Source organism: Klebsiella terrigena (assembly GCF_006539725.1).
Lineage (GTDB): Bacteria > Pseudomonadota > Gammaproteobacteria > Enterobacterales > Enterobacteriaceae > Klebsiella > Klebsiella terrigena.
The window spans coordinates 39849-57615 of the sequence record NZ_BJNO01000027.1; the positions used below are offsets into that span (position 1 = coordinate 39849).

Sequence of the window (17767 nt, forward strand, 5' to 3'; positions counted from 1 at the left end):
TGCTCTTAATAACGTCTCGTTAGCCCTGCATCTCGGGCCAGGGCTTGAAATAGCGCTGGTCGGCGAGCCAGGGATCGGGAAATTCGCTCATATAGTGTTGGAGGAGGCTCACCGGCGCAAGCAGCGGCTGCTGACCGCGGCGATATTCGTCGATCAGCGACGTCAGCTCCTGCTTCTGCTGCGCGGTCAAATGTTCGCGAAAGTAGCCCTGAACATGCATCAGCACGTTGGTGTGGTTGGCGCGGGTGGAGGGATGGGCCAGCAGCTTCACCAGCCGCTCGCGGTAGGCCACAAAAAATTCCTCCAGCGACGGCCAGCGGGCGATCTCCGCCACGAAGGGACCGATCTGGCGGTATTCAGGCTGTGAATGGGCCAGCAGTAACAGCTTATAGCGGCTGTGAAAATCCATTAGCCGGCCGCGGGTCAGCCCGTCGCGGCGCAAATTATCCAGCTCGCCCAGGGTGTAAAGACGGGTTTGCTCATCGTCCTCTAGCCAGTTATCGCTCATCACGGCTCCTTTATCGTTAAGAGCTCTCAGTGTAAGCCACTACGGGCGAAAAAAAACCGCCGGTTTTCCGGCGGTTGCTTTATCAGTCGACAGGCTGGCTATCAGTAAAAATCAGCGGCGGCCTTTTCGGCCTGCGCCATCCATACCGGCTGTTCGCTGGTCTTAGCCCATACGCGATGCAGCCAGCTGTAGTAGCGGGCTCTGTCTTTCCAGAACAGCATCACCGGCAGTGCCGCAACGCCGGCCACGACGGCGAAAGCACGACGTAAGAAGACTACGTGAGCAGGATAAGTTTTGTATAACGCCATAATTTCTCTCCCTTATGTCAGGCCGGCAATCAACGCCGGTAAAGTTTCAATGTTTCTCTGTGCAAAATAATAGCGCTTTGGTTGTAATTTTACTACTCATCCGACCACTAAAAGCGGCCTATTTAGCCTTTATTTACATTCATCCGGTAACTGAGTTACATAAAAGTTAAATTAATACTAACCATTAGTTAAATAATGGTCTTTTGCATTTTTATACTTTTTTTACACCGCCCCCGCCGATTTTTGCAAAATCTTTGCGCCGTAATTCCTATCCTGCGGGTAAATCGTAAATACACCCGGAGGTGGATTGTGAGTGCAGGCGTAATCGCTGGCGTGGCGCTGGTGTTCCTGTTGCTGGCTTATTTGGTTTATGCCCTGATCAACGCGGAGGCATTCTGATGGCCGCTCAAGGATTTTTACTTATCGCCAGTTTTATTCTGCTGCTGATGGTTCTGGCCCGCCCGCTGGGAACGGTGCTTGCCAGAATGATCGCCGATACCCCGCTGCCCGGCCTGGCTGGGATAGAGCGCGGGATCTGGCGCGTCGCAGGTATTCGTTCGCAGGAGATGAACTGGTATCAGTATCTGTTTGCCATTCTGCTGTTTAACGCCCTCGGGCTGGCGGCGCTGTTTACGCTGCTGATGCTGCAGGGATCGCTGCCGCTTAACCCTCAGCATCTGCCCGGCCTCTCCTGGGACCTGGCGCTGAACACGGCGGTGAGCTTTGTCAGCAACACCAACTGGCAAGCCTACGCCGGTGAAACCACCATGAGCTATCTCAGCCAGATGGTGGGCCTGGCGGTGCAGAACTTCCTTTCGGCGGCAACCGGCATTGCGGTGATCTTCGCCTTCACCCGCGCCTGGTCACGCCAGCAGGTGAGCACCCTCGGCAACGCCTGGGTCGACCTCACCCGCATCACGCTCTGGCTGCTGCTGCCGATCTCGCTGCTGATCGCCCTGTTCTTTATTCAGCAGGGGGTACCGCAAAATCTGCTGCCGTACCAGGCGTTCACCTCCCTGGAAGGCGTGCGCCAGTCTCTGCCGATGGGGCCAGTGGCGTCGCAGGAGGCGATTAAAATGCTGGGGACCAACGGCGGCGGCTTCTTTAACGCCAACTCGGCGCACCCGTTCGAAAACCCGACGGCGCTAAGCAATATGGTGCAGATGCTGGCGATCTTCCTGATCCCGGCGGCGCTGTGCTTTGCCTTCGGCGAAGCGGTGGGCGATCGCCGTCAGGGCCGGGCAATTTTGTGGGCCATGACGCTTATCTTCATCGTCTGCGCGGCGGTAGTGATGTGGGCGGAAACTCACGGCAACCCGCACCTGCTGGCGCTTGGCGCCGATAGCAGCGTCAATATGGAGGGCAAAGAGAGCCGCTTTGGCATTTTAGCCAGCAGCCTGTTTGCAGTGGTGACCACCGCCGCCTCCTGCGGTGCGGTGAACGCCATGCATGACTCCTTTACCGCTCTGGGCGGCATGGTGCCGATGTGGCTGATGCAGATCGGTGAAGTGGTCTTCGGCGGCGTCGGATCGGGCCTGTACGGCATGCTGCTGTTCGTCATGCTGGCGGTATTTATCGCCGGACTGATGATCGGCCGGACGCCGGAATATCTGGGGAAAAAGATAGACGTGCGCGAGATGAAAATGATCGCCCTGGCGATCCTCGTCACCCCGACCCTGGTTCTGCTCGGTACCGCGCTGGCGATGATGACCGAGGCCGGACGGGCGGCGATGTTTAACCCCGGCCCGCACGGCTTTAGCGAGGTGCTGTACGCCGTCACCTCGGCGGCCAATAACAACGGCAGCGCCTTCGCCGGCCTGAGCGCGGCCACCCCGTTCTGGAACCTGCTGCTGGCGTTCTGCATGCTGGTCGGTCGTTTCGCGGTCATCATCCCGGTGATGGCGATTGCCGGCTCGCTGGTCGGCAAGAAAATTCAGCCCGCCAGTACCGGCACGCTCGCCACCCATGACGTGCTGTTTATCGGCCTGCTGATCGGTACCGTGCTGCTGGTTGGCGCCCTGACCTTTATCCCCGCGCTGGCACTCGGCCCGCTGGCGGAACACTTCTCCTTACTTTAAGCGATGCGGAGCAACCTGTTATGAGTCGCAAACAATTAGCCCTGCTGGAGCCGACGCTGGTGCGCCAGGCGCTGCTGGACGCGGTGAAAAAGCTCAACCCTGCGGTGCAGTGGCGTAACCCGGTGATGTTCATTGTCTGGATCGGCAGCCTGGTCACCACCCTGCTCGCCGTCGGCATGACCAGCGGACATATAGCCGGCAGCGCCGGTTTTACCGCCGCCGTGAGCATCTGGCTGTGGTTTACCGTGCTGTTCGCCAACTTTGCCGAAGCGATGGCGGAGGGGCGCAGTAAGGCCCAGGCCAACAGCCTGAAAGGCGTGAAAAAGACCTCATTCGCCCGTAAGCTGCGCGCCCCGCAGCACGACGCCCAGATCGACCATATTCCGGCCGAGGACCTGCGCAAAGGCGACGTGGTGCTGGTGGAAGCCGGGGATATCATTCCCTGCGATGGCGAAGTGATCGAAGGCGGCGCGTCGGTGGATGAGAGCGCCATCACCGGGGAATCGGCGCCGGTGATCCGCGAATCCGGCGGCGACTTCGCGTCGGTCACCGGCGGGACGCGCATTCTCTCCGACTGGCTGGTGATCCGCTGCAGCGTTAACCCCGGCGAAACCTTCCTTGACCGGATGATCGCGATGGTGGAAGGCGCCCAGCGGCGCAAAACGCCGAACGAGATCGCGCTGACAATCCTGCTCATCGCCCTGACGCTGGTGTTCCTGCTGGCCACCGCCACTATCTGGCCCTTCTCCGCGTGGAGCGGCAGCGCGGTCAGCGTAACGGTACTGGTGGCGCTGCTGGTATGCCTGATCCCCACCACCATCGGCGGCCTGCTGTCGGCCATCGGCGTCGCCGGGATGAGCCGCATGCTGGGCGCGAACGTCATCGCCACCAGCGGGCGCGCGGTTGAAGCCGCCGGCGACGTTGACGTCCTGCTGCTGGATAAAACCGGCACCATTACCCTCGGCAATCGTCAGGCCTCGGCCTTCCTGCCGGCCCGCGGCGTGGAGGAGCGAACCCTCGCCGACGCGGCGCAGCTCTCCTCGCTGGCCGATGAGACCCCCGAAGGCCGCAGCATCGTGGTGCTGGCTAAACAGCGCTTTAACCTCCGCGAGCGCGACCTGCAGTCGCTGCAGGCAACCTTCGTACCCTTCACCGCCCAGACGCGAATGAGCGGCATCAACATCGACCAGCGCATGATCCGCAAAGGTTCGGTCGATGCCATTCGTCGCCACGTCGAGGCCAACGGCGGCCACTTCCCGGCGGACGTCGATAAACAGGTGGAAGAGGTTGCCCGCCTGGGCGCCACGCCGCTGGTGGTGGCCGAAGGCGAGCGCGTGCTGGGGGTTATTTCGCTGAAAGATATCGTCAAGGGCGGGATCAAGGAGCGCTTTGCCCAGCTGCGCAAGATGGGCATCAAAACGGTCATGATCACCGGCGATAACCGCCTGACCGCGGCGGCGATTGCCGCCGAAGCGGGAGTCGATGATTTTCTCGCCGAAGCGACGCCGGAAGCCAAGCTGGCGTTGATTCGCCAGTACCAGTCCGAAGGTCGGCTGGTGGCGATGACCGGCGACGGCACCAACGATGCCCCGGCGCTGGCCCAGGCCGACGTCGCGGTGGCGATGAACTCCGGCACCCAGGCGGCAAAAGAGGCCGGAAATATGGTCGACCTCGACTCCAACCCGACCAAATTAATTGAGGTGGTGCATATCGGTAAACAGATGCTGATGACCCGGGGTTCGTTAACCACCTTCAGTATCGCCAACGACGTGGCGAAATACTTTGCCATTATTCCGGCCGCCTTTGCCGCCGTTTACCCGCAGCTCGCCATGCTCAACGTGATGCGCCTGCACTCGCCGTCATCGGCGATCCTCAGCGCGGTTATCTTTAACGCGCTGATTATCGTCTTCCTGATCCCGCTGGCGCTGAAGGGCGTGAGCTATCGCCCGCTGTCAGCATCGGCCATGCTGCGCCGTAACCTGTGGGTCTACGGTCTTGGCGGGCTGCTGGTGCCGTTTGTCGGCATCAAAATCATCGATCTGCTGCTGACCCTGACCGGGTTGGTGTGAGGAAAATACCATGTCATTCATTCGTCCGGCCGTTGTGCTATTTATTCTGTTAACGCTGCTCACCGGCGGGCTCTATCCGCTGCTGACCACCGCCCTCGGGCAGTGGTGGTTCCCCCAGCAGGCGAACGGTTCGCTGATCCGCATTGATGGCGAGGTGCGCGGCTCCAGCCTGATTGGGCAAAACTTTACCGCCGCAGGCTATTTCCAGGGGCGGCCTTCAGCCGTCACCCAGACGGCGGATAGTCCGCTGGCGTCCGGCGGGAGCAACCTCGCCGCCAGCAACCCGGCGCTGGATAAAGCCATTGGCGAACGCGTAGAGGCGCTGCGGCGCGCCAACCCCGACGCCAGCCCACGGGTGCCGGTGGAGCTGGTCACTACCTCGGCAAGCGGGCTGGATAATGGCCTGACGCCGGCGGCCGCGCTGTGGCAGGTTCCACGCATCGCCAAAGCCCGCCGGCTGAGCGCCGAGCAGGTCACCCGGCTGGTGAATGAGGCGACGCAAAAACCGCTGGCCAGTTTTCTCGGCCAACCTGTGGTAAATATACTGCAGCTGAATATGGCGCTGGATGCCCTGAAGGATAACTAAAAATGAGTGACGAGCCGCTGCGCCCGGACCCTGACCGTCTGCTGCAACACGCCGCCGATCCGCATCGCGGCAAGCTAAAGGTATTCTTTGGCGCCTGCGCGGGCGTCGGTAAAACCTGGGCGATGCTGGCCGAGGCGCAGCGGCTTCGCGCCCAGGGGCTCGATATTCTGATCGGCGTGGCGGAAACCCACGGGCGCAAAGAGACGGCGGCGATGCTGGAGGGGCTAAGCACCCTCCCCCCGCGCCGTTTCTCCCACCGCGGGCGCTACGTTCACGAATTCGATCTCGACGCCGCCCTGGCCCGCCGCCCGGCGCTGATTCTGGTCGATGAGCTGGCGCACAGCAACGCCCCCGGCTCACGCCACCCTAAGCGCTGGCAGGACGTCGAAGAGCTGCTTGAAGCCGGCATCGACGTCTTTACCACCGTTAACGTCCAGCATCTGGAAAGCCTGAACGACGTGGTGAGCGGCATCACCGGCGTGCAGGTCCGCGAAACCGTCCCCGACCCGTTCTTTGATGCCGCCGATGACGTGGTGCTGGTGGACCTCCCACCCGACGATCTTCGCCAGCGTCTTAATGAAGGGAAAGTGTATATCGGCGGCCAGGCCGAACGCGCCATCGAGAACTTCTTTCGCAAAGGTAACCTGATTGCCCTGCGCGAGCTGGCGCTGCGCCGCACCGCTGACCGGGTCGATGAGCAGATGCGCGCCTGGCGCGACCGTCAGGGCCAGGAGAAAGTCTGGCACACCCGCGACGCTATCCTGCTGTGCATCGGCCACAATACCGGCAGCGAGAAGCTGGTACGCGCCGCCGCCCGTCTCGCCGCCAGGCTCGGCAGCATCTGGCACGCGGTCTACGTTGAAACTCCGTCTCTGCATCGCCTGCCGGAAGCCAAACGGCGGGCGATCCTCGCGGCGCTCAGGCTCGCCCAGGAGCTGGGCGCGGAGACCGCCACCTTGTCCGATCCTTCGGAAGAGAAGGCGGTTTTGCACTACGCCCGGGAGCATAACCTCGGAAAAATCGTTATTGGCCGTCAGCGGCAGCGCCGCTGGTGGGATCGGCAGGGCTTTGCCGATCGTCTGGCCCGCCACGCGCCGGACCTCGACCTGGTGGTGATCGCCCTTGATGAAAAGAGCGCCCCCCTGCCCGCCCGTACCGGCGATAGCCGCAGCACGATGGATAAGTGGCGGCTGCAGCTGCAGGGCTGCTGCGTTGCCGTGGCAATCTGCGCGGTGATTACGCTCGTCGCTATGCAGTGGCTGGTGGCCTTTGAGGCCGCCAACCTGGTGATGATCTACCTGCTCGGGGTGGTGGTTATCGCCCTGCTGTACGGCCGCTGGCCGTCGGTGCTGGCGACGGTTATCAACGTCGTCAGCTTCGATCTGTTCTTTATCGCCCCGCGCGGCACGCTGGCGGTTTCCGACGTCCAGTATCTCCTGACCTTCGGGGTGATGCTCACCGTTGGCCTGGTGATCGGTAACCTCACCGCCGGCGTGCGCTACCAGGCTCGCGTCGCCCGCTACCGCGAGCAGCGCACCCGTCATCTGTATGAGATGTCAAAAGCGCTGGCGGTCGGACGCAGCCGGGAAGATATCGCGCTGACCAGCGAACGCTTTATCGCCTCGACTTTCCAGGCCAGGGGCCAGCTTCTGCTGCCCGACGAGAGCGGCGCTCTGCGGCCGCTGACCCAGCAGCCGGGGCTCACCTCGTGGGATGATGCGATTGCGCGCTGGAGCTTCGATAAAGGCCAGCCCGCCGGCGCGGGCACCGATACGCTGCCCGGCGTTCCCTACCAGATCCTGCCGCTGAAAAGCGCCGCCCGCAGCTGGGGGCTGCTGGTGGTTGAGCCGGATAACCTGCGCCAGCTGATGATCCCCGAGCAGCAGCGGCTGCTGGAGACCTTTACCCTGCTGGTGGCCAGCGCCCTCGAGCGGCTGACGCTCACCGCCAGCGAAGAGCAGGCCAGGCTCAACAGCGAGCGCGAGAGCCTGCGTAACTCCCTGCTGGCGGCGCTGTCGCATGATTTACGCACCCCGCTGACGATCCTCTTCGGTCAGGCGGAAATACTGACCCTCGACCTGGCGAGCGAAGGGTCTAAACACGCGCCGCAGGCCAACGAAATTCGCCAGCACGTGCTCAACACCACCCGGCTGGTGAATAATCTGCTGGATATGGCGCGGATCCAGTCCGGCGGCTTTAATTTACATAAAGAGTGGCTCACTCTCGAAGAGGTGGTTGGCAGCGCGCTGCGGATGCTGGAGCCGGGCCTCGGCGGCCAGCATATTCATCTGGCGCTGCCCGACCCGCTGCTGCTGGTTCACGTCGACGGGCCGCTGTTTGAGCGGGTGCTGATCAATCTGCTGGAGAATGCGCTGAAGTACGCCGGACCGCAGGCGCAAATCGGCATTACGGCGCAGGCCGACGATCGCCAGCTGCAGCTCGACGTGTGGGATAACGGTCCGGGGATCCCCCAGGGCCAGGAACAGGCTATCTTTGATAAGTTCGCCCGCGGTCATAAAGAGTCAGCCATCCCAGGCGTAGGGCTGGGGCTGGCGATCTGCCAGGCGATCGTCGAAGTCCACGGCGGCACCATCGGCGCGCAAACGCGCCCTGAGGGCGGCGCCTGCTTCCGTGTTACACTGCCGCGAGAGGCGCCGCCGGAGCTGGATGAGTGGTGCGGCGACGCGCGAACTGACTGAAAGCACTAGCCGAGGAACCGTGATCAACGTTCTTATTATTGAAGATGAACATGCTATTCGTCGCTTTCTGCGCACCGCGCTGGAAGCCGACGGCATGCGCGTATTTGAAGCCGAAACGCTGCAGCGCGGTCTTCTCGAAGCCGCAACCCGCAAGCCTGACCTGACAATCCTTGACCTTGGCCTGCCCGATGGCGACGGCAGCGATTTTATTCGCGAAGTGCGCCAGTGGAGCCAGATGCCGATTATCGTGCTGTCGGCGCGCACGGAAGAACAGGATAAAATTGCCGCCCTCGATGCCGGCGCCGATGACTACCTCAGCAAGCCGTTTGGCATTGGCGAGCTGCAGGCGCGGCTACGGGTCGCGCTGCGCCGTCACGCCGGTGCCCAGGCCGATGAGCCCATCGTCCGCTTTTCCACTATTCAGGTTGATATTCCGGCGCGGCGGATCCTGCGCGGCGAGGAGGAGATTCATCTGACCCCGATTGAGTTCCGCCTGCTGGCTGCGCTGCTGAATAATGCCGGCAAGGTGCTGACCCAGCGCCATCTACTGAATCACGTCTGGGGGCCGAATGCGGTGGAGCACAGCCACTATCTGCGAATTTATATGGGGCATCTGCGGCAAAAGCTGGAGGTTGATCCTGCGCGACCGCAGCATCTGCTGACCGAGACCGGCATTGGCTATCGCTTTATGCCTTAGGTTCGGTTGGAAGAGCGTCGGGCCGCGGCGAAAGCGCCGGGCCCGAGCGGGAGCGTCCCCTCTCCCCGGCTAGCGTCGCGCTATCGGGAGAGGGTTCACCAGGCTATCAGGCGTTTTTCAGCACTTCGCTGACAATTTCTACCGCCTCTTTCTCAATCTGCTTGCGATGTTCTTCGCCGAGGAAGCTTTCGCAGTAGATCTTGTAGGCGTCTTCCGTGCCTGACGGACGGGCGGCAAACCAGCCGTTGTCGGTCATCACCTTCAGACCGCCGATCGACGCACCGTTACCCGGCGCGGCGGTCAGGCGAGCGGTGATCGGATCGCCCGCCAGCGTGCTTGCGCTGACCATCTCCGGCGACAGCTTCGACAGCGCCGCTTTTTGCGCGGAGGTTGCCGATGCCTGCAGGCGGTTATAGCTCGGCGCACCGAAGCGTGCGGCCAGCTCATCATAGTGCTGCTGCGGGTTTTTACCGGTGACAGCGGTGATTTCCGCGGCCAGCAGGCACATGATGATCCCGTCTTTATCTGTAGACCACGGCGTGCCGTCAAAACGCAGGAACGAAGCGCCCGCGCTCTCTTCACCGCCGAAGCCAAAGCTGCCGTCAAACAGGCCGTCAACGAACCACTTAAAGCCCACCGGCACTTCCACCAGCTTACGGCCAAGATCGCCGACCACGCGGTCGATCATCGCCGAAGAGACCAGCGTTTTGCCGACGGCAACCTCTTTGCCCCACTGCGGACGGTGCTGGAACAGATAGTTAATCGCCACCGCCAGATAGTGGTTCGGGTTCATCAGTCCGGCCGGGGTTACGATGCCGTGACGGTCGTAATCCGGATCGTTGGCGAAGGCCAGATCAAACTTGTCGCGCAGCGCCAGCAGGCCGGCCATCGCGCACTCGGACGAGCAGTCCATACGGATAGCGCCGTCTTTATCCAGGTGCATAAAGCGGAAGGTTTGATCGACATGATCGTTAACGATGGTCAGATTCAGCTTGTAGTACTCGGCGATGCGTTTCCAGTATTCAATCCCGGAGCCGCCCAGCGGATCGACGCCAAGCTTAAGGCCCGCTTTTTGAATCGCCGCCATATCGACGATATCGGCCAGACCTTCAATAAACGGCTGAACCAGATCCTGCTCTTTCACGTGGCCGGAGGCCAGAGCGGCATCGAGGGAGATGCGCTTCACGCCCTGCAGGCCGGAAGCCAGCAGTTCGTTAGCCCGGTTCTCCACCACCTTGGTGACGTTGGTATCAGCCGGACCGCCGTTCGGCGGGTTGTACTTGATACCGCCATCTTCCGGCGGGTTATGCGACGGCGTAATTACGATGCCATCCGCCAGCGGACCACCCTTTTTGTTGTGCACCAGAATGGCGTTGGAAATCGCCGGCGTCGGGGTGAAGCCGTTGTTTTCCTGCACGATCACATCAACACCGTTAGCCGCCAGTACTTCCAGTACGGAAATAAAGGCCGGCTCGGAGAGCGCGTGGGTATCCTTACCGACGTAGCATGGACCGGTAATGCCGTTCTTCGCGCGATCTTCCGCAATCGCCTGAGCAATCGCCAGAATATGCTGCTCGTTGAAGTTATGGCGACCTGCGCTGCCGCGATGGCCAGAGGTCCCGAACTTCACCGCATGCTCCGCGTTGCCTGCTTCCGGCTTCAGTACATAGTACTGGGCAGTCAGCTGGGCGACGTTAATCAAATCACTCTGTTGTGCAGGCTGCCCCGCACGCTTATCGATTGCCATTGCCTGATCCTTCTGATGCAAAGGTGAATAAAGCTAGATCGTGCCGCAAACCTTCTCAATCAACTCCGCAGGGAATTGCATTGACTGCATGATATGTTCAATCATGCTGCATTTACGGCCAGTATTGGTATTGGTGATCACCCACCACGGCGTGCCGGGGACCTGCTTAGGCTTGGTCTGATTGCCGCTTTTCAGCAGGATGCGGGCATCTTCAGCGAAATAGGTTCGCGTACGCCCGTGCAGAGACTCGGTGGCCGCAGCAAACGCTTTGCTGTCCAGCGAGTAGAGCGTCGTCAGCACCAGCATAAAACGGTTTACCGCGCGCTTTTGCTCGGCGTATTCATCAGATAACAGCAGTTCGCGCACGGCGCGGACTTTATCCTTCACCGGGTTAACGGGCTTGACCTCAACAACGGCGGTCGGCGCCGGCGCCGGTGCGGCTTTCGCAACGGCAGTGGCAGTCTGGGAAGCGGCGGAAAATTTCAGCATGCGCCGTAAAATGTCGGATGCACTCTCACCAATATGCTGGGTGTGGCTGGCAATATAGCGATAGAGATCATCATCAACTTCAATTGTTTTCATCTTAATCCAGTGCGATATCTTATTCTGAATACAAGTTGTCAGGATTATAAGGACAAATCCTAACCGCGGAAAGCGTCAAACCAGGATGGCGGTAAAACTCAGATAGCTCTGGGTCTTGCAGCCGGATGGCAGAATGTCCAACATAATACCCTAACCCGACGGAGCGAAAAAAAGAACTTTGCCATGAAATTAAATAGCCGCGCGCAATCTGCACAAAATCCGCACAATAATTCCCCTGTCGTCCTGGTTCACGGTCTGTTTGGCAGCCTTGATAACCTGGGTATCCTCGCACGCGACCTGGTCGCCGACTACGATATCCTGCAGGTCGATATGCGCAATCACGGTCTTTCCCCGCGCGATCCGCAGATGACCTACGCCGCGATGGCTCAGGATCTGCTCGACACCCTTGACGACCTGCAGCTGGAAAAAGCGATCTTTATCGGCCACTCAATGGGCGGTAAAGCGGTGATGGCGCTTAGCGCCCTCGCGCCGGAACGCATCGACGGCCTGGTGGCTATCGATATCGCGCCGGTGGATTATCACGTCCGCCGCCACGACGAAATCTTTGCCGCCATCAACGCCGTGACCGCCGCCGGCGCCGCAACCCGCCAGCAGGCGGCGGCGGTCATGCGCGAGCACCTGCAGGAAGAGGGCGTGATTCAGTTCCTGCTGAAGTCCTTCGTTGACGGCCAGTGGCGGTTTAACGTACCGGTCCTGTGGGATCAATATAGCCATATCGTTGGCTGGCAGCCGGTTCCCGCCTGGCCGCATCCGGTCCTGTTTATCCCGGGCGGCAACTCTCCCTACGTGTCCGATGAGTATCGCGACGCGCTGCTGGCGCAGTTCCCCCAGGCCCGCGCGCACGTGATTGCCGGCGCGGGCCATTGGGTCCATGCGGAGAAACCGGAGGCGGTACTGCGCGCAATTCGCCGATATCTCTCCTCTTTAGCGGCCTAACTGGCTAAAAACTGCCCGACCGCGCCGCAGAATGCCCGCGGTCGTTGGCGCAGCGGTTCGCCTGATGTATTATGGCGCGCTATCTGTGTCGGCAATGGCCCGACAACTCGTTTCCCCGAAGTCACTCTGAATCATGGCAAAAGAACAAACGGACCGTACGACATTAGATTTGTTCGCAACCGAGCGTCGCCCGGGTAGACCAAAGACCAATCCGCTTTCGCGCGACGAGCAGCTGCGCATCAATAAACGCAACCAGCTTAAACGTGACAAAGTTCGCGGTTTAAAGCGCGTGGAGCTCAAGCTCAACGCTGAAGCGGTTGATGCGCTCAATGAGCTAGCTGATGCCCGCAACATGAACCGTAGCGATCTGATTGAAGAGATGTTGATGAACCAGCTGGCAGCCCTGCATAGCCAGGGTAAAGTCTGAGAAACCTCAAAAACAACACTTTCATGTAGCAGAGTGTGCAGTCGGGTGTGATTGCTGTTTCCGCGCCCTTCCCTGTTCTGCTATGATTGCCGTTATCTGCGGGCATTACGCCACTACCACATCATTAAGTTTCAAGAGGTTATTTTACTCATGGCAATCATCGGCATCTTTTTTGGCAGCGACACCGGCAACACCGAAAATATTGCAAAAATGATCCAAAAGCAGCTCGGTAAAGACGTTGCTGATGTTCACGACATTGCCAAAAGCAGCAAAGAAGACCTGCAGGGTCATGACATTCTGCTGCTGGGCATCCCAACCTGGTACTACGGTGAAGCGCAGTGTGACTGGGATGATTTCTTCCCGACGCTGGAAGAGGTCGACTTCAACGGTAAGCTGGTCGCCCTGTTTGGCTGCGGTGACCAGGAAGACTATGCTGAATACTTCTGTGATGCGCTGGGAACCATTCGCGACATCATCGAACCGCGCGGTGCAACCATCGTCGGCCACTGGCCAACGGCGGGCTACCATTTCGAAGCCTCTAAAGGTCTCGCCGATGACGACCATTTCGTCGGTCTCGCTATCGATGAAGACCGTCAGCCTGAGCTGACCAACGAGCGCGTTGAGAAATGGGTTAAGCAGATTTCTGAAGAACTGCATCTCGAAGAAATCAAAAACGCCTGATGGTTAAACGGCGATACCTTCGGGTATCGTCGTATTAATAGGTAAAAGCAATAAAACTAATAGCTACAAGTTTTTAACTTTTAATCACATATCTGTACAATGTCCTCTGATTTAACGAGGAGACGTGACACAGTTTGTAGCGTGTGCCTCGTTTTTGACAGCATACAAGGCTCGATGCTTGCGGTTTTCATTTCATCATGGCAGTTCTATAATGAGACGCGTTACATCGGGTGATTCTCTGTATTACTTCCGCTAATGGAAGTAGATCGTTTAGCAACAGGACAGATTCCGCATGACTGACAACAATACCGCATTGAAGAAGGCTGGCCTGAAAGTCACACTTCCACGATTAAAAATTCTGGAAGTGCTGCAGGGGCCGGATAACCATCACGTCAGCGCGGAAGATTTATACAAACGCCTGATCGATATGGGGGAAGAGATCGGTCTGGCTACCGTTTATCGCGTACTGAACCAGTTTGATGATGCCGGCATTGTTACCCGCCATAATTTTGAAGGCGGTAAATCCGTTTTCGAACTGACGCAGCAGCATCATCACGATCACCTGATTTGCCTCGATTGTGGCAAAGTGATCGAATTCAGCGATGACTCCATCGAAGCGCGTCAGCGTGAAATTGCCCACCGTCACGGTATCCGCCTGACCAACCACAGCCTGTACCTGTACGGTCACTGTGCTGAAGGCGACTGCCGCGAAAATGAACACGCGCACGACCCCAAGTAATGTGATGCCAGCAGGAAAGCCAACCGGACGGTTGGCTTTTTTTATACGCTGAATTCGCCGCGCCATATTCCCTCCTCCGCGATGTTGCTTTAATGTAAAATCCCTTCCCGCCTGACCCCGAGAATCGACATGGAACTTCGTCAGCTACGTTACTTCGTTCGTATTGTGGAAACCGGCAGCATGGGCAGCGCCGCGCTGGATCTCAATATTGGCGTCTCAGCGCTCAGTCAGCAAATGACGCGCCTGGAAAGTGAACTCTCGATTCGCCTGCTCCAGCGTACCTCGCGCGGCGTCACGCCCACCAGCGCCGGCCTGGCCTTTTACTTTCAGGCGCAGCTGGCGCTACGCCATGCCGATGATGCGATCCTGGCTGCCCGCGAAGCTCGCCTGTCCGGGCACGTCAGCGTCGGTATGGCACCCAGCACCGCGTCGATACTGGGGATGCCTTTTATTAACGCGATGCGGGAAAGCTATGCCGATGTTCGCCTGCACGTCGTGGAAAGTCTCTCCGGCAACCTGGAGCGGATGATCAACACCCGCCAGATTGATTTAGCCGTCGTTTTCCAGAAGGAGAAAATCCTGCGCTGGAGCGCCAGACCGATCCTCGAAGAACGGCTATTTTTGATTGGCACCTACGCCGTACTGGCCGATATCGCCGACGACGCCATCTCCCCCTCTCAGCTGGCAAACATTCCCTTAATTATGCCCAGCCAGGGCCACGGCCTGCGTGGCAGGCTGGAGGCGATCGGCCAGGAACACGCCATCAAGCTGGATATTGCCGCTGAAATTGATGGCCTGACTCTACTGATGCACGCCGTGCGCAGCGGTCTTGGGGCCACCCTGCAGCCCGGGGCCGCCATTTCCCATCTTGATAAAGAAGCGCTGAGAGTGATCGGCGTCCACAACCCGATACTCAGTCGCCCCAACTTTTTGGTTAGCCTGTCTGACGATGAGCTCACCCCGGCAGGTCTTGCCGCCCGCGTGGTGCTTAGCAAAGTCATGCGCCAACTGGTGGATGCAGGCAGCTGGCCGGGAGCGACCCTTTACGCTAACTAAAGCCCTCTTTAGCTACGCAGCATAGCGCCCGCACAGCCCCAGCGTATACATTCCAATTACAAATTTAACAATTAGTTAAAGAGTAATGGAGTCTACGATGGTTGATGTACTGGTGATTGGCGGAGGCAATGCTGCGTTATGTTCCGCTTTAACCGCCCGCGAAGCAGGCGCGTCGGTGCTGTTGCTGGAGGCAGCCCCTCGCGAATGGCGCGGGGGAAATTCCCAACATACCCGCAATCTGCGCTGCATGCACGATGCGCCGCAGGATGTGCTGGTGGATAGCTATACCGAAGAGGAGTTCTGGCAAGATCTCTGGCGAGTCACCGAAGGGAATACCAATGAAGCGCTGGCGCGTCTGGTGATCCGTACCTCTTCACGCTGCCGTGACTGGATGCGCCAGCACGGCGTTAACTTTCAGCCTCCCCTCTCCGGAGCGCTGCACGTGGCGCGCACCAACGCCTTTTTTATGGGTGGAGGCAAGGCCCTGATGAATGCCTACTACCGCAGCGCGGAAAGGCTGGGCGTGCAAATCCGTTACGATACGCCGGTGCAGGCGCTTGAGCTTCGTAACGGCAGGTTTGTCGCAGCCCTGGCGGGAGAGGAGCGCATTGCTGCCAAAACCTGCGTGCTTGCTGCCGGAGGTTTCGAATCCAACCGCCAATGGCTCCGTGAGGCCTGGGGTGAAAACGACCGCGGCGAGTGGCCTGCCGATAACTTCCTCATTCGCGGCACCCGCTTTAATCAGGGGGTGCTGCTCAAATTTATGATTGACGCCGGTGCGGATATTATCGGCGATCCTTCTCAGTCGCACTGCGTGGCGATTGATGCCAGAGCGCCGCTGTATGACGGTGGCATCTGTACCCGCGTGGACTGCGTCTCGCTAGGCGTGGTGGTTAACCGTGATGCGGATCGCTTTTATGATGAAGGTGAAGATTTCTGGCCGAAGCGTTACGCCATCTGGGGACGTCTTGTCGCCCACCAGCCGGGGCAAATTGGTTTTTCCATTATCGACAGTAAAGCCATCGGCCACTTTATGCCGCCGGTTTTCCCTGGGGCGCAGGCTAATACCCTGGAAGAGCTGGCCCGCCAGCTAGGTCTGGATGCCGCGCGCTTTACCCGCACGGTGAATCAATACAATCAAGCCTGCCGGCCAGGGCAATTCGATCATACCACCCTCGATAACTGCGCGACGTCAGGCCTGACGCCGCCAAAAACTCACTGGGCGCGGCCTATTGATACTCCGCCTTACTACGGATATGCCCTGAGGCCGGGGATCACCTTCACCTATCTGGGGCTGAAAGTGAATGAACATGCGGCGGTTCACTTCGCCGGACAGCCAAGCCGCAATCTGTTTGTGGCCGGCGAGATGATGGCAGGTAACGTGCTTGGTAAGGGCTATACCGCAGGCGTCGGCATGTCGATCGGGACCACCTTTGGGCGTATCGCCGGAGAACAGGCCGCGCTGGCCGCACGTCAGGAGGCACGCCATGAAGCCGCTTGAGAAATTAATCATCGAGGCGCAGATTCTCACCGAACCGGAAGCGGAAGTCGAACGGGTGATGCAGGTTTGTAATGCCTGCCGCTATTGCGAGGGCTTTTGCGCGGTGTTCCCGGCGATGACCCTGCGCCTTGAGTTCGGGAAAGCAGATATCAATTATCTGGCAAACCTGTGCCATAACTGCGGTGCCTGTCTGCATGCCTGCCAGTACGCGTCGCCGCATGAGTTTGCGATTAACGTGCCGAAGGCGATGGCAGAAGTGCGGCTGGAAACATATCAACACTATGCCCAGCCGGCCGCTTTCGGCGCGCTGTACCGCCGGGCGGGCGTGACCGTTACGCTGGCGCTGGTCCTGGGCCTGATTCTCTTTTTGCTCCTCGCGATGGGGCTGAAAGGTTCGCTGCTCCACCCACCCTTAGCGGGTGATTTCTACCAAATCTTCCCGCACAGCCTGCTGGCGTGGATGTTTGGTTCGGTGTTCATTCTGGCGATCGGTTTACTTATGACGGGCGTTATCCGCTTCTGGCGAGAGATCTCTCCCGGCACGCCGCGCTCCGCAGAGATTGCCGAGGCCTCCCACAACGCGCTGACGCTGAAATATCTTGATGGCGGGCACGGTAAGGGCTGTAACGAAGCCGATGATGCCTTCACGTTAATGCGCCGCCGCTTTCACCACTGCACCTTCTACGGCTTCATGCTCTGCTTCGCCGCCACCCTGGTGGCGACGGGATATCACTACTTCGCCGGTTGGGAAGCACCCTACCCCTTTTTCAGCGTTCCGGTGATCCTCGGCACGCTGGGCGGCATCGGTCTTGTTGTCGGCCCGCTGGGCCTGCTGTGGCTGAATCTAAAACGCTCGGCGCTGCATGGCGACTCGCGGCAGAAGCCGATGGATCGCGGATTTATATTGCTGTTATTGCTGACCAGCCTGACTGGCCTCGGACTGCTGGCGGGAAGAGAGACATCGTGGATGGGGATTCTGCTCGCCATCCATCTTGGCGTGGTCATGGCACTTTTTTTGACTATCCCTTACGGAAAATTTGCCCACGGATTTTACCGCTGTGCTTCTTTACTCAAGTGGGCGATTGAGAAGCGGCGCGGAAAGCAAACGGGGGTCGCTGGCGACTAACCCGCA

16 protein-coding genes and 1 pseudogene are annotated in these 17767 nt (G+C 59.4%); 13 read left to right on the forward strand and 4 right to left on the reverse strand.

Annotated elements, in window-relative coordinates; translation table 11 throughout:
- Positions 1-19 precede the first annotated feature (19 nt).
- Together RTE01_RS22870 and RTE01_RS22875 are read right to left on the reverse strand one after the other, a co-directional pair.
- A pseudogene (locus RTE01_RS22870) lies at positions 20-508 on the reverse strand (YbgA family protein); the annotation flags it as partial.
- A gap of 101 nt (positions 509-609) precedes the next feature.
- On the reverse strand, positions 610-816 hold the full coding sequence (locus RTE01_RS22875; RefSeq protein WP_004859627.1) for a DUF2517 family protein: 207 nt from the start codon (positions 814-816) through the stop codon (positions 610-612).
- Positions 817-1125: 309 nt separating this feature from the next.
- On the opposite strand from RTE01_RS22875, the gene kdpF reads away from it, so the two are divergent.
- The 6 genes from kdpF to kdpE are packed head-to-tail and all read left to right on the forward strand — an operon-like array spanning position 1126 to position 8945.
- Complete coding sequence (kdpF, locus tag RTE01_RS22880) at positions 1126-1215, forward strand: K(+)-transporting ATPase subunit F (protein ID WP_015584874.1); 90 nt, start codon at positions 1126-1128, stop codon at positions 1213-1215.
- Positions 1215-2894, forward strand: coding sequence for a potassium-transporting ATPase subunit KdpA (gene kdpA / locus RTE01_RS22885; protein WP_041144619.1), 1680 nt, complete (start codon positions 1215-1217; stop codon positions 2892-2894). The genes kdpF and kdpA overlap by 1 nt, the downstream gene beginning before the upstream one ends.
- A gap of 20 nt (positions 2895-2914) precedes the next feature.
- Complete coding sequence (gene kdpB, locus RTE01_RS22890) at positions 2915-4963, forward strand: potassium-transporting ATPase subunit KdpB (protein ID WP_041144618.1); 2049 nt, start codon at positions 2915-2917, stop codon at positions 4961-4963.
- A gap of 10 nt (positions 4964-4973) precedes the next feature.
- Positions 4974-5549: a potassium-transporting ATPase subunit KdpC gene (kdpC, locus tag RTE01_RS22895; protein ID WP_076944947.1), complete on the forward strand. Its 576-nt coding sequence runs from the start codon at positions 4974-4976 to the stop codon at positions 5547-5549.
- A gap of 2 nt (positions 5550-5551) precedes the next feature.
- Entirely contained in the window at positions 5552-8248 is a 2697-nt protein-coding gene (gene kdpD, locus RTE01_RS22900) for a two-component system sensor histidine kinase KdpD (protein WP_134525417.1), read from the forward strand.
- A gap of 19 nt (positions 8249-8267) precedes the next feature.
- Positions 8268-8945: a two-component system response regulator KdpE gene (kdpE, locus tag RTE01_RS22905; RefSeq protein ID WP_041144615.1), complete on the forward strand. Its 678-nt coding sequence runs from the start codon at positions 8268-8270 to the stop codon at positions 8943-8945.
- A gap of 106 nt (positions 8946-9051) precedes the next feature.
- Here the strand turns inward: kdpE and pgm are convergent, their stop codons facing one another.
- Both pgm and seqA read right to left on the reverse strand, forming a co-directional pair.
- Complete coding sequence (gene pgm, locus RTE01_RS22910; RefSeq protein ID WP_041144614.1) at positions 9052-10692, reverse strand: phosphoglucomutase (alpha-D-glucose-1,6-bisphosphate-dependent); 1641 nt, start codon at positions 10690-10692, stop codon at positions 9052-9054.
- A gap of 33 nt (positions 10693-10725) precedes the next feature.
- Positions 10726-11274, reverse strand: coding sequence for a replication initiation negative regulator SeqA (gene seqA / locus RTE01_RS22915; RefSeq protein WP_041144613.1), 549 nt, complete (start codon positions 11272-11274; stop codon positions 10726-10728).
- A 183-nt stretch (positions 11275-11457) separates the two neighbouring features.
- Here seqA and ybfF point away from each other — a divergent pair, with 183 nt between their 5' ends.
- The 7 genes from ybfF (at position 11458) to tcuB (ending at position 17761) form a co-directional block, all read left to right on the forward strand.
- Complete coding sequence (ybfF, locus tag RTE01_RS22920) at positions 11458-12231, forward strand: esterase (protein ID WP_134525416.1); 774 nt, start codon at positions 11458-11460, stop codon at positions 12229-12231.
- A gap of 133 nt (positions 12232-12364) precedes the next feature.
- Positions 12365-12658 carry a LexA regulated protein gene (ybfE, locus tag RTE01_RS22925; RefSeq protein ID WP_041144611.1) on the forward strand — a complete coding sequence of 98 codons (294 nt, stop codon included), beginning with the start codon at positions 12365-12367 and terminating at the stop codon, positions 12656-12658.
- A 150-nt stretch (positions 12659-12808) separates the two neighbouring features.
- Positions 12809-13339, forward strand: coding sequence for a flavodoxin FldA (fldA, locus tag RTE01_RS22930; RefSeq protein WP_148250773.1), 531 nt, complete (start codon positions 12809-12811; stop codon positions 13337-13339).
- Between the two features lie 292 nt (positions 13340-13631).
- Positions 13632-14078, forward strand: a complete 447-nt coding sequence (gene fur / locus RTE01_RS22935; RefSeq protein WP_071844897.1) for a ferric iron uptake transcriptional regulator — start codon at positions 13632-13634, stop codon at positions 14076-14078.
- A gap of 129 nt (positions 14079-14207) precedes the next feature.
- A complete protein-coding gene (tcuR, locus tag RTE01_RS22940) occupies positions 14208-15134 on the forward strand; it encodes a tricarballylate utilization LysR family transcriptional regulator TcuR (RefSeq protein WP_134525415.1) in 927 nt (308 codons plus the stop codon).
- 97 nt (positions 15135-15231) lie between these two features.
- Positions 15232-16635 carry an FAD-dependent tricarballylate dehydrogenase TcuA gene (gene tcuA, locus RTE01_RS22945; protein ID WP_041144607.1) on the forward strand — a complete coding sequence of 468 codons (1404 nt, stop codon included), beginning with the start codon at positions 15232-15234 and terminating at the stop codon, positions 16633-16635.
- The gene (tcuB, locus tag RTE01_RS22950) at positions 16622-17761 is read left to right on the forward strand and encodes a tricarballylate utilization 4Fe-4S protein TcuB (RefSeq protein WP_076944940.1); all 1140 of its coding nucleotides are present in this window, start codon (positions 16622-16624) and stop codon (positions 17759-17761) included. Before tcuA ends, tcuB begins: the two co-directional genes overlap by 14 nt.
- The last annotated feature ends 6 nt before the right edge of the window (positions 17762-17767 follow it).

Excerpts from the sequence above, each read along its gene's own strand:
- RTE01_RS22875 (WP_004859627.1), bottom strand. The coding sequence starts at position 816 with ATGGCGTTATACAAAACTTATCCTGCTCACGTAGTCTTCTTACGTCGT.
- kdpA (WP_041144619.1), top strand. The coding sequence starts at position 1,215 with ATGGCCGCTCAAGGATTTTTACTTATCGCCAGTTTTATTCTGCTGCTG.
- kdpB (WP_041144618.1), top strand. The coding sequence starts at position 2,915 with ATGAGTCGCAAACAATTAGCCCTGCTGGAGCCGACGCTGGTGCGCCAG.
- kdpC (WP_076944947.1), top strand. The coding sequence starts at position 4,974 with ATGTCATTCATTCGTCCGGCCGTTGTGCTATTTATTCTGTTAACGCTG.
- kdpD (WP_134525417.1), top strand. The coding sequence starts at position 5,552 with ATGAGTGACGAGCCGCTGCGCCCGGACCCTGACCGTCTGCTGCAACAC.
- pgm (WP_041144614.1), bottom strand. The coding sequence starts at position 10,692 with ATGGCAATCGATAAGCGTGCGGGGCAGCCTGCACAACAGAGTGATTTG.
- seqA (WP_041144613.1), bottom strand. The coding sequence starts at position 11,274 with ATGAAAACAATTGAAGTTGATGATGATCTCTATCGCTATATTGCCAGC.
- ybfF (WP_134525416.1), top strand. The coding sequence starts at position 11,458 with ATGAAATTAAATAGCCGCGCGCAATCTGCACAAAATCCGCACAATAAT.
- ybfE (WP_041144611.1), top strand. The coding sequence starts at position 12,365 with ATGGCAAAAGAACAAACGGACCGTACGACATTAGATTTGTTCGCAACC.
- fldA (WP_148250773.1), top strand. The coding sequence starts at position 12,809 with ATGGCAATCATCGGCATCTTTTTTGGCAGCGACACCGGCAACACCGAA.
- fur (WP_071844897.1), top strand. The coding sequence starts at position 13,632 with ATGACTGACAACAATACCGCATTGAAGAAGGCTGGCCTGAAAGTCACA.
- tcuR (WP_134525415.1), top strand. The coding sequence starts at position 14,208 with ATGGAACTTCGTCAGCTACGTTACTTCGTTCGTATTGTGGAAACCGGC.
- tcuA (WP_041144607.1), top strand. The coding sequence starts at position 15,232 with ATGGTTGATGTACTGGTGATTGGCGGAGGCAATGCTGCGTTATGTTCC.
- tcuB (WP_076944940.1), top strand. The coding sequence starts at position 16,622 with ATGAAGCCGCTTGAGAAATTAATCATCGAGGCGCAGATTCTCACCGAA.